The organism is Castellaniella sp. MT123 (assembly GCF_039614765.1).
Classification (GTDB): domain Bacteria; phylum Pseudomonadota; class Gammaproteobacteria; order Burkholderiales; family Burkholderiaceae_B; genus Castellaniella.
This window is the reverse complement of record NZ_CP154879.1, coordinates 913,213-928,086: the sequence shown is the minus strand read 5'-3', so window position 1 is coordinate 928,086 and position 14,874 is coordinate 913,213. Positions and strand designations below refer to the sequence as shown.

At 65.3% G+C, this 14,874-nt stretch carries 12 protein-coding genes; 10 read left to right on the top strand and 2 right to left on the bottom strand.

Going from position 1 to position 14,874, the window contains the following annotated elements:
- From ABCV34_RS04245 to ABCV34_RS04210, 8 genes are all read left to right on the top strand, one after another.
- On the top strand, window positions 1-972 hold the full coding sequence (locus ABCV34_RS04245; RefSeq protein ID WP_345797976.1) for an ABC transporter substrate-binding protein: 972 nt from the start codon (window positions 1-3) through the stop codon (window positions 970-972).
- Between the two features lie 138 nt (window positions 973-1,110).
- Complete coding sequence (locus ABCV34_RS04240) at window positions 1,111-1,998, top strand: ABC transporter permease (protein ID WP_345797975.1); 888 nt, start codon at window positions 1,111-1,113, stop codon at window positions 1,996-1,998.
- Between the two features lie 3 nt (window positions 1,999-2,001).
- Entirely contained in the window at window positions 2,002-2,796 is a 795-nt protein-coding gene (locus ABCV34_RS04235; protein ID WP_345797974.1) for an ABC transporter ATP-binding protein, read from the top strand.
- Between the two features lie 189 nt (window positions 2,797-2,985).
- Complete coding sequence (locus tag ABCV34_RS04230) at window positions 2,986-4,260, top strand: efflux RND transporter periplasmic adaptor subunit (RefSeq protein WP_345797973.1); 1,275 nt, start codon at window positions 2,986-2,988, stop codon at window positions 4,258-4,260.
- Between the two features lie 44 nt (window positions 4,261-4,304).
- Window positions 4,305-7,472, top strand: a complete 3,168-nt coding sequence (locus tag ABCV34_RS04225; protein ID WP_345797972.1) for an efflux RND transporter permease subunit — start codon at window positions 4,305-4,307, stop codon at window positions 7,470-7,472.
- Window positions 7,469-8,905, top strand: a complete 1,437-nt coding sequence (locus ABCV34_RS04220; protein ID WP_345797971.1) for an efflux transporter outer membrane subunit — start codon at window positions 7,469-7,471, stop codon at window positions 8,903-8,905. The genes ABCV34_RS04225 and ABCV34_RS04220 overlap by 4 nt, the downstream gene beginning before the upstream one ends.
- Window positions 8,902-9,630, top strand: a complete 729-nt coding sequence (pdxJ, locus tag ABCV34_RS04215; RefSeq protein ID WP_345797970.1) for a pyridoxine 5'-phosphate synthase — start codon at window positions 8,902-8,904, stop codon at window positions 9,628-9,630. The genes ABCV34_RS04220 and pdxJ overlap by 4 nt, the downstream gene beginning before the upstream one ends.
- A 30-nt stretch (window positions 9,631-9,660) precedes the next feature.
- Complete coding sequence (locus ABCV34_RS04210) at window positions 9,661-10,242, top strand: nitroreductase (protein WP_345797969.1); 582 nt, start codon at window positions 9,661-9,663, stop codon at window positions 10,240-10,242.
- Between the two features lie 24 nt (window positions 10,243-10,266).
- On the opposite strand, the gene cueR is transcribed toward ABCV34_RS04210, so the two are convergent.
- Both cueR and ABCV34_RS04200 read right to left on the bottom strand, forming a co-directional pair.
- Entirely contained in the window at window positions 10,267-10,779 is a 513-nt protein-coding gene (gene cueR, locus ABCV34_RS04205; protein ID WP_345797968.1) for a Cu(I)-responsive transcriptional regulator, read from the bottom strand.
- A complete protein-coding gene (locus ABCV34_RS04200; RefSeq protein WP_345797967.1) occupies window positions 10,772-13,039 on the bottom strand; it encodes a heavy metal translocating P-type ATPase in 2,268 nt (755 codons plus the stop codon). Before ABCV34_RS04200 ends, cueR begins: the two co-directional genes overlap by 8 nt.
- Before the next feature lie 158 nt (window positions 13,040-13,197).
- Here ABCV34_RS04200 and ABCV34_RS04195 point away from each other — a divergent pair, with 158 nt between their 5' ends.
- Window positions 13,198-13,398, top strand: coding sequence for a heavy-metal-associated domain-containing protein (locus tag ABCV34_RS04195; protein ID WP_345797966.1), 201 nt, complete (start codon window positions 13,198-13,200; stop codon window positions 13,396-13,398).
- Window positions 13,399-13,428: 30 nt separating this feature from the next.
- The gene (locus ABCV34_RS04190) at window positions 13,429-14,820 is read left to right on the top strand and encodes a dihydrolipoyl dehydrogenase (protein ID WP_345797965.1); all 1,392 of its coding nucleotides are present in this window, start codon (window positions 13,429-13,431) and stop codon (window positions 14,818-14,820) included.
- The last annotated feature ends 54 nt before the right edge of the window (window positions 14,821-14,874 follow it).

The following is a 14,874-nucleotide window of genomic DNA, read 5'->3' as shown; positions in this document are numbered from 1 at the left end:
ATGAAGAATCCGCAATCCATCCTTCGTCAGCTCGCCGGTGCAGCGGCCCTGGTGGGCGCGCTGGCAGCGTCACAGGCCCAGGCTCAGTCAGTGGCGGTGACTTCCATCGTCGAACATCCCGCCCTGGATTCCGTGAAGGATGGTGTGCACGAGGCCCTCAAGAAGGCTGGCTACACAGAGGCCAAGGGTCTCAAATGGCAGTTCCAGACCGCGCAGGGCAACACCGCGATCGCTGCCCAGATCGCCCGCAAGTTCGTGGGCGACAAGCCCGACGTAATCGTGGCGATCGCCACGCCGTCCGCCCAGGCTGTGGTGGCCGCGACGAAGAACATCCCGGTGGTCTATTCGGCGGTCACCGATCCCGTCGCCGCCCAGCTCGTGCCTTCCTGGGGTCCTTCCGGCATCAACGTGACCGGCGTGTCCGACGCGCTGTCGCTGGACAAGCAGATCGATCTCATCAAAAAGGTCGTGCCCAACGCAAAAAAGGTCGGCATGGTCTACAACCCGGGCGAGGCCAATTCCGTGGTTGTGGTCAAACAGCTGCGTGAATTGCTGCCGAAATCCGGCATGAGCCTGATCGAGGCGACAGCCGCCCGCACAGTGGATGTCGGCGCGGCGGCCCGCAGCCTGGTGGGCAAGGTCGACGTCATCTACACCAATACCGACAACAACGTGGTGTCGGCCTACGAATCGCTGGTGAAGGTCGGGGACTCGGCAAAAATCCCGCTGGTCGCCTCCGATACCGACAGCGTCAAGCGCGGCGCGGTTGCCGCCATGGGCGTCAATTATCATGACCTGGGCCTGCAGACCGGGGCGCTCGTCGTGCGCATCCTGAAGGGCGAGAAACCGGGCGATATCGCCTCGGAAACCAGCGCCAAACAGGAACTCTACGTGAACCTGTCGGCAGCCAAAAAGCAGGGCGTGACGCTGTCCGACACCCTGGTCAAATCGGCGGCCAAGGTCATTCAGTAAGCAGCCGGTTGCGCCGGGTCCGCCACATTCCACCGGGCGGCGGCCGGACGGCCTGAACGCCGGATTCCCCGCTTGCGGGCCGCCTTGGCGGCCTGATCCTTATCCGGGCTGGCGGCTTTACGTATCACAGGGATTTTCATGTCCATTTATTCCATGTGGGGAGCGCTCGAGATCGGGCTGATCTTCGGTCTGGTCGCGCTGGGCGTCCTCATCTCCTTTCGGGTGCTGAATTTCCCCGATCTGACCGTCGATGGCAGCTTTCCCCTGGGTGGCGCCACGGCGGCCATCCTGATTCATCATGGGGTGGATCCGTTCCTGGCGACACTGGCGGCCACCCTCGCGGCTGGCCTGGCGGGTGTGATTACCGGCTGGCTCAACGTCAGCCTCAAGATCATGGACCTGCTGGCCAGCATTCTGGTGATGATCGCGCTGTATTCCATCAACCTGCGCGTCATGAGTGCGCCGAACGTGCCTCTGATCACCGACCCCACCGTGTTCACCCAGCTGCAGCCCGCCGGGATGGAGGACTACATCGCGAGGCCCCTGATCCTGCTGGCGCTGGTCGTCGCAGTCAAATTGCTGCTGGACTGGTTCTTCGCCACGCAGGTGGGCCTGGCGATGCGCTCGACAGGGTCCAACCCCCGCATGGCGCGGTCCCAAGGCATCCACACGGGACGCATGATCCTGCTGGGCATGGCAATCTCCAACGCCCTGTGCGGCCTGGCGGGGGCGCTATTCGCCCAATCCCAGGGCGGGGCCGATATCTCGATGGGGATCGGTACGATTGTGATCGGTCTGGCCGCCGTCATCATCGGCGAGTCGATCCTGCCGACCCGACGCCTCATGCTCGCCACGCTGGCCGTGGTGATTGGTGCGGTCTTGTACCGTTTCTTCATTGCGCTGGCGCTGAACGCGGATTTCGTGGGGCTGAAGGCCCAGGACCTGAACCTGGTGACGGCCGTGCTCGTCACGGTGGCGCTGGTCATCCCGCTGGTCAAACAGCGTTTGCTGAAAAAGAGGGCCTGAGCCATGCTGAGCGCACAGAATCTGCAACTCACCTTCAATCCGGGCACCCCGATCGAGACCCAGGCCTTGCGCGGCATGTCGCTGGATATTCCGGCCGGCCAGTTCGTCACCGTGATCGGATCCAATGGGGCGGGCAAATCCACCTTCCTAAACGCCATCTCCGGCGAGCAGACGGTCGACAGCGGAGTCATCCTGATCGACGGCGAGGACGTCACCCGACAACCCGTCTGGGATCGGGCACGCAAGGTCGCCCGGGTGTTTCAGGATCCGATGGCCGGCACCTGCGAAAACCTGACCATCGAAGAAAATATGTCGCTGGCGCTGGGGCGGGGGCAGTTCCGCAGCCTGCGCCGTGCCGTGCGCGAGGAAATGCGCGTATTGTTTCGCGAACGCCTGGTCGCGCTGGGGCTGGGGCTGGAAAATCGCCTGACCGACCGGATCGGCCTGCTGTCCGGTGGGCAGCGTCAGGCGGTCAGTCTGCTGATGGCCGCCTTGCGGCCTTCGCGTATCCTGCTGCTGGATGAACACACGGCCGCCCTCGATCCCCGTACCGCCCAGTTCGTGCTGGAACTCACCGCCCGGATCGTGGCCGAACAGGGCCTGACCACGATGATGGTCACGCACAGCATGCGTCAGGCGCTGGACGTGGGTGACCGCACCGTAATGCTGCACCAGGGGCGGGTGGTGCTCGATGTCCAGGGGGAAGCCCGCCAGGGACTGGACGTGCCCGACTTGCTGGCCATGTTCGAGCGCGTGCGCGGCGAGGAACTTGCCGACGATACGTTGCTTCTCGGTTGAGATTGTTTTTTTACGAATATGAATACGGTGCGCCAGCGCGTCTTGAACATTTCCCCCACAGGTCATCAGGGTTTTCCACTTATACTCCGAGGGATCCTGGCTGGTGGACGCTGGTGGTATCAGCGGTATTGCCGGTGCTGATTTGGCACGACATTTTTCAAACGAAACCAAGATTTCTGGAGCTTTCACATGGCCTTTTCGCGACTGCCCGCGCGTCGGATTTTGACACCGATGGCGATGGGGCTGCTGTTGTTACTGGCAGCTTGCAGCGAGAAACCTCAGCAGGGTATGCAGGGCATGAAGGTGCCTGTCAGTGTCGTCCAGATCCAGCCTCAGTCCGCCACGGTGAACACGGAACTTCCAGGCCGCGTCGCCGCGATCGAGGACGCCGAGATCCACGCGCGGGTCAACGGCATTGTCCAGTCGATCGAGTTCGAGCAGGGCGGCCGGGTCAAATCCGGTCAGCTGTTGTACACAATCGATCCGGCACCCTATCGGGCCGCCCGTGATCAGGCCGCCGCCCAGCTGAAGAACGCGCAGGCCGCCGCACTGACGGCGAAACTGCAGGCACAGCGTTTTGCCGCGCTGATCAAGCAGCATGCCGTCAGCCAGCAGGACTACGACAACGCCGTCGCCCAGGCCCGGCAGACCGACGCGACCGTCGCCGCAGCCAAAGCCGCCCTGGAAGCCGCCGAGATCAATCTGGGCTATACCCGCGTCACATCGCCCATCGACGGGCAGATCGGCAAATCCCTCGTGACCGTCGGGGCGCTGGTCAGCGCCACCTCGGCGACCCCCCTGGCCACCGTCCATCGATTCAACGAGGTCTATGTCGACATCACCCAGCCGGTGGCGCAGATTGCCGCGTTGCGGCGGCAGATCGCCGACGGCATCGTGAAGCCGGACGCCGAAGGCAATACCCGGGCCGACGTGCTGCTGGAAGACGGCAGCGTCTACCGGCATCCGGGCAAGCTGCTGTTCTCGGGTATCGCGGTGGACCCCGGCACCGGTCAAGTCAATCTGCGGGCACTGTTTCCCAATCCAGAGCAGATCCTGCTGCCGGGGCTCTATGTCCGTGTGCGCCTGGCGCAGGGCGTGGATCCGCAGGCTCTGGTCGTGCCGGAACAGGCGGTTCAGCGCACCGCGGACGGCAACAATACCGTGGTGCTGGTGCAGGATGGCAAGGCGGCTTTCACTCCCATCAAGGTCGGTCCGCGTTCCGGGCAGGGCTATATCGTCTATCAAGGCGTGAAGGCGGGCGATCAGGTCGTGGTCGAGGGTTTCCAGAAGATCCGTCCGGGCGCGCCGGTCCAGCCCATGCCCTGGAAGGCGGGCGAGCCGACGGGCGCGCACCCCGGCGCCCAGCCTGCGGCCGCAGGCCCGGCGGGGCAGGCCGCGCCAGCCGAAAAATCCTCGGGCCAAAAGCCTGAGGCAGGCGGCTCATCCCAGGCGAAGGCCGGCTGATCGCCGGTTCCTTCGATTCTTCTCCGGTTTACAGGCGAACTCTCATGCCCCTGTTTTTCATCGACCGACCGATCTTTGCCTGGGTGGTGGCGCTGGCCATCGCTCTGGCCGGCGCTATGGCCATTCCGAACATGGCGGTGTCGCAGTATCCTCAGGTGGCGCCGCCGTCGGTCAACGTCAACGCCACGTATCCGGGGGCCTCGGCCTCGGAAGTCTCCACCAGCGTATCCAGCATCATCGAGAACGAGCTCAATGGCGCCAAAGGCCTGCTGTATTATGAATCGGTCAGCGATTCCAACGGCCAGGCGCAGATCACGGTGACGTTCGAACCGGGCACCAATCCCGATCTGGCGCAGGTCGATGTGCAGAACCGTCTGTCCAACGTCACGGCCAAGCTGCCCGCCGCGGTCGTGCAGCAGGGGCTGAAGGTCAGTCAATCCAATTCCAGCTTCCTGATGGTGGTCACGTTGTCGTCCAAGGACGGCTCCCTGAACCAGACCGCACTGGCCGACTACATCACCCGCAACATCCAGAACCCCATGTCGCGGGTCAAGGGCGTGGGCAAGTTCCAGCTGTTCGCCGCGCCGCGCGCGATGCGCGTCTGGGTGGATCCGCAGAAGCTGGTTGGCTATGGCCTGAGCATGGCCCAGGTCAATCAGGCGATCGCCGCCCAGAACCTGGTGATTTCCGGCGGCATCCTGGGCTCGCCGCCGAATCCCCAATCGCAGCGGGTCGCCGCGCCCCTGATCGTCAATGGCCAGCTGAAGACACCCGAGGAATTCGGCGACATCGTCCTGCGTGCCAATCCGGACGGTTCGTCCGTGCGGATCCGGGATGTCGCCCGTGTCGAACTGGGGTCGGACAATTATCAGTTCGGTGCCCGCCTGAACGGCAAGCCCACGGCGGCCTTCGCCCTGTCGCTGACGCCGACCGCCAACGCGCTGGAAACGGCGAAACTGGCCAAAGCCAGGATGGCCGAGCTGTCGAAGTTCTTCCCCGACAACATCACATACCAGATCCCCTACGACACGTCGCCCTATGTCGATGTGTCGATCCAGCAGGTGGTGCATACCCTGTTCGAAGCCATGGTGCTGGTGTTCGTGGTCATGTTCATCTTCCTGCAGAACGTGCGCTATACCCTGATCCCGGCACTGGTGGTGCCGGTGGCGATCCTGGGGGCTTTCGCCGTGATGCTGGCGCTGGGATTCTCCATCAATGTGCTGACCATGTTCGCCATGGTGCTGGCCATCGGGATTCTGGTGGATGACGCGATCGTGGTGGTCGAAAACGTCGAACGGATCATGGCCGAGGAAGGGCTGCCTCCGCGCGAGGCGACGAAAAAGGCCATGCCGCAGATCAGCGGTGCGATCGTCGGAATGACGCTGGTGCTGACCACCGTGTTCCTGCCGCTGGCCTTCATGTCCGGTTCGGTGGGCGTGATCTATCGCCAGTTCTCGGTCGCCATGGCCGTGTCGATCCTGTTTTCGGCGTTCCTGGCCCTCAGCTTCACGCCGGCGTTGTGCGCGACCATCCTGAAGCCCATTCCCAAAGGGCACCAGGAGGCCAAACGCGGTTTCTTCGGCTGGTTCAACCGGTTCTTCCACCGGGGGACGCAGCGCTATACCGGTTGGGTGGGGCGCAGCCTGAAGCGGTCGCTGCGCATGATGCTGGTGTTCGCCCTGCTGGTCGTGGTGATGGGCTGGATGTACGCACGCCTGCCCAGTTCGTTCCTGCCGGACGAGGACCAGGGCTACGTGATCGCCAACATCGAGCTGCCGTCGGGTGCGACGTCGAGCCGCACGATGGACATCATCCAGAAAGTCGAACACTACTTCATGAACCTGCCCCAGGTGGCCAACGTCATCGCGGTCCAGGGGTTCAGCTTCAATGGCAATGGTCTGAACGCGGCCATCGTCTTCGTTCCGCTGAAGGATTTTTCCCAACGCAAGGCGCCCGGAGACGCGGCACAGGCCATTTCCGGGGCCGCCATGGGCAAGTTGCTCTTCGGCCTGCCGGATTCGATGGTGATCGCAATCACGCCGCCGGCCATCTCATCTCTGGGCAATGCCTCGGGCTTCGATCTACGCCTCGAGGATCGGGGTGGGGTGGGGCACACCGCCCTGCAGGCGGCCGCTCAGCAATTGCTGGGGATGGCCGCGCAAAGTCCGATCCTGGCCCAGACCCGGATCACGGGCCTGGGGGCCGGGCCGCAACTGCGCATCCAGATCGACCGCGCCAAGGCGGCCGCGCTGGGCGTGGACTTTTCCGAGGCTGCAAACCTGATTTCCACCGCGATCGGCTCGGCATACGTGGGCAAGTTCACGAACCAGGGGTGGGTGCAGAACATCTGGGTGCAGGCTGACCAGGCCGAGCGCATGAATCCCGACGACATCCTCAGGTTGAATGCGGTCAATGCCCAGGGCGGGATGGTGCCGCTATCCTCATTCGTGTCCGTGAGCTGGAGCTCGGGGCCGGTTCAGGTGGTGCGCTACAACGGCTACGAATCCATCCGGATCAGCGGTTCCGCGGCACCGGGTTATTCCACCGGCCAGGCCATGACCGAGATGGAGCGCCTCGTCGCCCAGTTGCCTGGCGGCCTGGGCTACGAATGGACCGGTCTGTCCTACCAGGAGATCCAGGCGGGCAGCCAGTCCCTGATCCTGATGGGCCTGTCCGTGCTGGTGATCTTCATGGTGCTTGCGGCCTTGTACGAAAGCTGGGCAATCCCGCTGTCGGTGATGCTGGCCGTGCCGCTAGGCATGCTCGGGGCGGTGCTGCTCAGTAGTCTGATGGGCAAGTCCAACGATGTGTACTTCCAGGTCGGGATGGTGACCGTGATTGGTCTGGCGGCCAAGAACGCCATTCTGATCGTGGAATTCGCCAAGGATCTGTATGCCAGCGGGGCCGGCCTGAAGGAAGCGGCCATCGAGGGGGCCCGGCTACGTTTCCGTCCGATCCTGATGACGTCCTTTGCCTTCATCCTGGGGGTGGTGCCGCTGGTGCTGGCCAATGGCGCCGGTGCCGCCAGTCAGAACGCAGTCGGCCTGGGTGTGATGGGCGGTATGCTGGCAGCAACGCCGCTGGCCGTGATTTTCGTGCCGACATTCTTTGTGGTGATTCTGAAATTGTTCAAGACCAAACCCAAGCTCCTGGGCCATCAGGCAGCCCACATTCCTGCTGTAGACGAGTCCAGCATGGGAGACCGTACATGAAGACTTCGATGCGACAAGGGCGGCTAGGGGCGATGACCGTCCTGTGTCTGGCGCTAGGCGCCTGCTCGCTGGCGCCGACCTATCATCGGCCGGCCACCCCGGTGCCGGATCAGTTTCCGGACACGGCCACAACGGCTGCTTCGGCGGCGTTGCCGGCCTGGCGTGACGTGTTCCTCGATCAGCGCTTGCAGGCGCTGATCGAACTGGCACTGCACAACAACCGCGATCTGCGCATCGCCGTGCAGCGGGTCGAGGCCGCGCGCGCGCAGTTCGGCATCGCGCAGAGCGACCGCCTGCCCACGATCGGCCTGCAGGGGACGGAATCGGCGACCCACCTGCCGCCCCAGATGCGCAATGGGGGGCCGGATTCCTCGGCCGTCAACCGCAGCTTCATTGCCGGCGTCGGCATGACCGCGTTCGAGCTGGATTTCTTCGGCCGCGTGCGCAATCTCAGTGAATCCGCTTATCAGCAGTATCTGTCCACCGAGGAAGCGCGGCGCACCGTGCAATTGGGGCTGATCGCCCAGACGGCGGAAGCCTATTTCACGCTGCGTTCGGCGCAGTCCCTGCGCGATCTCACGGAAAAGACGCTGCAGGCACGGCAGGGCACCTTGCAGCTGGTGCAGGCCCAGTTCAATGCCGGCGTGGCCTCCGATCTGGACCTCGCCCAGGCCAAAGGGCAGGTCGATAGCGTGCGGGCCAATCTGGTGGCCACCGAGCGCGCCATGTCCCAGGCCAACAATGCGCTTGCGCTGATCCTGGGAACGCCGGTGCCGGATGGCCTGCCAGCTGCGTTGCCGTTTGGCCGCGACCAACTGGTGCAGTCGATTCCCGCAGGTCTGCCGTCCCAGTTGCTCGAGCGCCGCCCCGACATCATCGGTGCCGAACACGACCTGAAGTCGGCCGATGCCCGGATCGGGGCCGCGCGTGCCGCCTTCTTCCCACGCATCACCCTGACAGGCCTGCTGGGGTTCGCCAGTCCGGAACTCGGATCCCTGTTCGGCAGCGGCACGCGGTATTGGCAGTTCGCGCCGCAGGTCCAGACGCCGCTGTTTGCAGGCGGCGTCAAGGGCGGCCTGGATCTGGCCAAGGCCAACCAGAAGATCGCCGTGGCCTCGTATGAAAAGGCCATCCAGACGGCATTTCGCGAAGTGGCCGACGGCCTGGCCGGCGAAGCGACCTACAGCCGCCAGCTGGACGCCGTGCGCGCGACCGAAGCGTCGGCCCTGCAGGCGCTGAAACTCTCCCAGGTTCGTTACGAAACGGGGGTCGACAGCTTCCTGCAGGTGCAGACGGCGCAGGTCAATCTGTACGCGGTGCAGCAGCAGTTCATCCAGCTGGGTGCCGCTGCGCTGGCCAATCGCGTGGAACTCTATAAGGCGCTGGGCGGCGGCTGGTCCGCGGACGATCTGCCCACCAAGGGGAACGGTTGATGGAACTGGGCGTCAATATCGATCATGTGGCTACGCTGCGCCAGCAGCGGCTGACGACCTATCCTGATCCCCTGCAAGCGGCCCTGCGCGCGGAAGACGCGGGCGCCGACCTGATCACCCTGCATCTGCGCGAGGACCGGCGCCACATCCAGGACGCGGACGTGCGCGCCATTCGTCCGGCGCTGCGCACCCGCATGAATCTGGAATGCGCCATCACACCAGAGATGCTGGAGATCGCCTGCGCCATCGGGCCGCAGGACGTGTGCCTGGTACCCGAGAATCGCCGTGAGCTGACCACGGAGGGCGGGCTGGACGTCCTGGGCCGCTTCGACGAAGTGCACTCTGCCGTGTCCCGCCTGCACAGTGCCGGCATCAGGGTGTCGCTGTTCATCGACCCCGAAGCCGACCAGATCGCCGCTGCCGTGCGCGCCGGCGCGCGGGTCATTGAACTGCATACCGGCGCATATGCGGATGCGGCCGATGCGGCGCGGCAGGCCGCGCAGCTGGAACGGCTGCGCGCCGCCATCGCGGTGGGCGTCGGGGAAGGCTTGCGGGTCAATGCCGGCCACGGCCTGCATTACGACAATGTGCAGCCCATCGCCGCGCTGCCGGGCATCGCCGAACTGAATATCGGCCATGCCATCGTGGCACAGGCCGTGTTCGATGGCTGGGAACCCGCCATCCGGCGCATGAAGGCGCTGATGATCCAGGCCGCGCGGCCTTGATCCCCCCGATTGTCTGTTTCCGGAGTTTCCATGTCCGCCACCATTGACTCGCTGCTGAGCCGCCAATCGATCAAGTTCGTGCAGGCGCCGGGCCCGACCGACGCGCAGCTCGACCTGATCCTGCAGGCTGCTGTTCGCGCGCCCGACCATGGGGCGATCCATCCCTGGCGCTTCGCCATCGTACGCGGCGCCGACATCCCGGCTGTCGTCGACGTTGCCGTGCGTGTCGGCCTGGCCGAGGGCAAGCCTTTGCCGCAGCCCAAGGTCGACAACGCGCGCAAATGGCTGTCGCGGGTGCCGCTGCTGATCCTGATTGCCTGTCGGCCCGATCCGAATGGCCGAATTCCCCAGGAAGAAAGCCGACTTTCGGTGTCCGCCGCCGTCATGAACATGCTCAATGCGGCCCACGCGCTGGGCTTTCCTGGATTCTGGAGCACTGGCCTGGGCACCTATCTGGATGGCCTGGGTGAAGCCTTGGGATTCGATGCCCTGGATGACCATTTCATGGGCTACGTGGCCCTGGGGACGCCGATCGAGACCGTGCGCCCCGCCCAGCGGCCCGATTATCGGGATTTCGTGCACGAGTGGCATGCGCCTTTGATCGAGGGCTGAGCGCCCGTTCGGCGGCCGCCGCTTTTAGCCGCGGGTGCCGCCGGCCCGCCGGTGCGGGCCGAGGCCCGGGACTTCGATGCCACCGGCCAGGCCTTCCAGAATCGGACAATCCGGACGGTCGTCCCCGTGACAATGCCGGGCCAGGGTGCGCAAGGTCCCGGCCATGCTCTGCAACAAGGCCGCCTTGGCCTCCAGGGCGTCGATATGGGCCAGGGCCAGCCGCTTGACCTCGGCGCTGGCGCGGTGGCGGTCGCGCCACAGATCGGTCAGTTCGGCGATCTGCTTGAGCGAGAATCCCAGTTCCCGGGCTGTGCGGATGAAGCGCAGGGCATGCAGGTCGGCCTCGTTGTACAGCCGATAGCCTGCCGTGCTGCGCCCCTGGGGGGTGAGTATTCCCAGGCTTTCGTAATAGCGGATCATCTTGGGACTCAGGCCGGTGTGGACAGCCGCGTCCCCGATGGTATGCAGGCCGTTCGCCGCAGGGGTGTCCTGGCCGGCATGGGCCTCGATGAGATCCGGTGCATGAGACTCAAGCATGATCGCGCTCCAAGGTTTGCCATTTCAGGCGCAGTGCGTTGGTGACGACGAAGACGCTGGACAGCGCCATCGCGCCGGCCCCCAGCATGGGCGACAGCTGCACGCCGGTGAACGGGTAGATGGCACCCGCTGCCACCGGGATCAACGCCGCGTTGTAGGCAAAGGCCCAAAACAGGTTCTGGGCGATATTGCGCAGCGTCAGACGCGACAGGGTCACCGTCCTGGCCACCGAATTCAGGTCTTCGTTCATCAGTACGACGTCGGCTGACTCGATCGCCACGTCCGTGCCCTGGCCAATGGCGATCCCCACGTCGGCGGTCGCCAGTGCCGGGGCGTCGTTGATGCCGTCGCCGACGAAAGCCAGCGGACCGATCTCGCGCTGCAGCGTCTGCAGGATGGCAGCCTTGTGTTCCGGCAGCGTCTGCGCATGGATGATGTCGATGCCCAGCTCTGTCGCGACCGCCCGGGCCGTCGCCTCGTGGTCGCCGGTGATAAGGGCGGTCTTCAGTCCCAGCGCATGCAGCCGTGCGATGGCCGAGCGGGCGCTGGGGCGAATCGGATCCGCCACGGCCAGCACGCCAGCCAGTCGGCCATCGCGAGCGGCCAGAAAGGCGGTCTTGCCCTGGCTGGCCAGATCTCGTGTCCGGGCTTGGGCGGCCGCATCGACCGGGATACCGTGATCGCGCATCAGCGCCTCGTTGCCCAGAAGCCAGTCGTGCCCGGCGACCCGTCCCCGGACCCCGGCCCCCGTGAGCGCCGTGAAGTCCTCGACGGGCGCCAGCGACAGCTGCTCGGCGGTGGCTGCTTCCAGGATGGCCCGCGCGATGGGATGTTCCGAGGCGCTTTGCACAGAGGCCACAGCCGTCAGCAGGGTGACGCGATCCAGGCCACCAAAGGCCAGGACATCCGCAAGCGCCGGGTGCCCCTGGGTCAGGGTGCCGGTCTTGTCGAAAGCGACCACTCGGGCGTTGCGCAGGCGCTGCAGCGCGTCACCCTGACGAAAGATGATACCCAGTCCGGCTGCGCGCCCGGTCGCCACCATGATCGAGATCGGTGTGGCCAGGCCCATGGCGCAGGGGCAGGCGATGATGAGCACCGCCACGCCCGCGATCAGCGCATGGGTGAGCCGGGGCTCCGGCCCCCAGAAAAGCCAGCCCAGGAAGGCCAGGACCGCCAGGGCCATGACCGCGGGCACGAACCAGCCGGTGACCCGGTCCACCAGTCGCTGGATGGGCAGTTTGGCGCCCTGTGCCTGCTCGACCATGCGGACGATGTGCGCCAGCACGGTATCGGCGCCCACCTGCGTCGCGCGCATCACCAGACTGCCGCGCGTGTTCAGCGTGCCGCCGATCAGCCGGTCGCCGATGGCGCGTGTGACCGGCATGGGTTCGCCGGTAATCATCGATTCATCGATCCAGGATTCTCCCTCGATGACGGAGCCATCGACGGGGACCTTTTCACCGGGCCGCACGCGCAGTTCGTCGCCGACCGCCAACGCATCCAGCGGCTGTTCGGACCAGCCCCCTTCGTGGCGTACCCAGGCGGTGCGTGGTTGCAGGTCCAGCAGGTGGCGGATCGCCGAACCGGCCTGTCCCCGCGCCCGCGCTTCGAGCCAACGGCCCAGCAGGATCAGTGTCACCACCACGGCGGCCGCCTCGAAATACAGATGGCGGGATTCGGGCGGGAACAAGCTCGGGGCGAACGTGACCAACGTGGAATAGAGCCAGGCGCTGCCGGCACCCAGGGCTACCAGCGTATTCATGTCGGGCCCCAGATGCCACAGGGCCTTGAAGCCCCGGGTGAAGAACTGCCGGCCCGGCCCGGCCAGGGTCAGGGTGGCCAGCGCGAATTCGAGCCAGGTCAGGGTTTGCATGTCGATCCGGGCCTGGATCATGTGATGCAGGGCAGGGATCAGATGCCCCCCCATTTCCAGCAGAAAGACCGGCAGCGTCAGCAGTAGCGCCAGGGCGAAACGCCGGCCCGCCGCCCGATATTCCTCGTCGGCCGGCACGTTGCGCGCGGCTTCCGGCTGGCGCAGCTGTGCCTGGTAGCCGCGCTTTGCAATGGCGGCAATCAGGGCCTGCGGATCGGCACCTTCGGGCATCAGCGTGACATGGGCGCTGCGGGTCGCCAGGTTGACGTTGGCCTGGGCCACACCCGGGACCTTCGCCAGGGCCGTTTCGACGCGGCGGACGCAGGAGGCGCAGGTCATGCCCTCGACCTCCAGATCGAGGGCGGATTGGGCGGACAGGGGGGGCATGGTGAGACTCCGATTCATGATGATGATTGTAGGATCAGGCTTGACCTTGTGGTAAGGTCAAGCCATGTTCTCGACAGAAATATCTGGGCCGCCCGCTTGAGTCTTCCCCTGTGGCAAGGTTTAACATGTCTGGTATTCCCACTCACGAGGCTTCATCCATGAAAACCGAATTCATTGTTTCCGACATGACCTGCAATCATTGCGTGCAAACCATCACCCAGGCGGTCCGCGCGGTGGCGCCGGACGCGACGGTCTCGACCGATCTGGCAAACCATCGGGTCACGGTCGAGTCGACCGCCGCCGCGCCGACGCTTCAGGCCGCGATTGCCGACGAGGGCTACGACGTCCAGCCGGCCTAGCGCCTGTTCACTCTCGTCAAGGAGATCGCGTTGGGCCAGAGAATCGATTGTGATGTTGCTATCGTCGGGGCCGGTTCCGCCGGCCTGCCGGCGTACCGCGTTGTGCGGGATGCCGGCCTGAAGCCTTTGCTGATCGAGTGCGGTCCGCATGGCACCATGTGCGCCCGGGTGGGCTGCATGCCATCCAAGCTGCTGATCGCCGCCGCCGAGGCCGCCGCCGCGATCCGCCATGCCCCTGGCTTTGGTATCACGGTGTCCGGCGCGCCGCAGGTGGACGGTGTGGCGGTCATGGATCGCGTGCGCCGCGAACGGGACCGCTTCGTCGGCTTCGTGGTCGACGATGTCCAGGCCATGCCGCCGGAACACCGGCTGGACGCGCAGGTGGAGTTCCTGCGCGACGGCGTCCTGCAAAGCGATCAGGGGCACGAGATCCATGCCGGCAGAATCATCCTGTCGACGGGTACCCGGCCCAACATTCCCGACATCTATCAGCCGCTGGGTGATCTGGCCATCGTCAATGACGATGTCTTCGATTGGCGAGATCTGCCCCGCAGCGTGTTGCTGGTCGGTTCGGGCGTGATCGGGGTCGAATTGGGCCTGGCGCTGGCCCGGTTGGGGGTGCGGGTGCGCGTCCTGAACCGCTCGGGCAGTTTTGCGCATCTGGCCGATCCCGCCGTGCGGGCGACCGCGGTGGAACTCCTGGCGCCGGAACTGAATCTGGTGCAGGGGGCCCGCGTCACGACCGTGCGGCGCGACGGCGATCAGGCCGTGATCGGCTGGTCGGTGGGCGACGGCCCGGAAACCCAAGAGCGCTTCGATCGGGTGCTGTTGACCGCGGGACGCCAGCCCGTCCTGGAATCCCTGCACCTGGAACGCACCAGCATGCCGCTGAACGATCGGGGGATGCCGCATTTCGATCCCGGCACGCTTCAGGTCTGGGGGCATCCGGTCTTTCTGGCGGGCGACGTCACCGGGCTGCACGAGATTCAGCACGAGGCGTCCGATGATGGCCGGCTGGCCGGCCACAATGCGGCGGCCTGGCCAAACGTCCAGGCGCTGCCGCGCCGCGCGTCGATGGCAGTGGTGTTCAGTAATCCGCAGATCATGCAGGTGGGAAGAGGCTTCAGGGCCTATGACGCCGGCAGCATGGCGATCGGCGCGGTCGACTGGACGCGGCAGGGGCGTTCACGGGTCATGTTGCGCAACCAGGGCTTGCTGCATGTTTACATGCGGCGTGTCGACCATCGCTTCATCGGCGCGGAAATGGTCGGCCCGGATGCTGAACATGTGGCGCACCTGTTGGCTTGGGCCTTGCAGATGGAACTGACCGTGCCCCAGATGCTGAATCTGCCGTTCTATCACCCGACGATCGAAGAAGGGGTCCGGACGGCGCTGCGGCAAGCCGTGCGCCAGCCTGGGTAAACGGCCTGGATCGCGGGTGGCGGGATGGCGGCATTCCCCGCCGCATCCCACCGG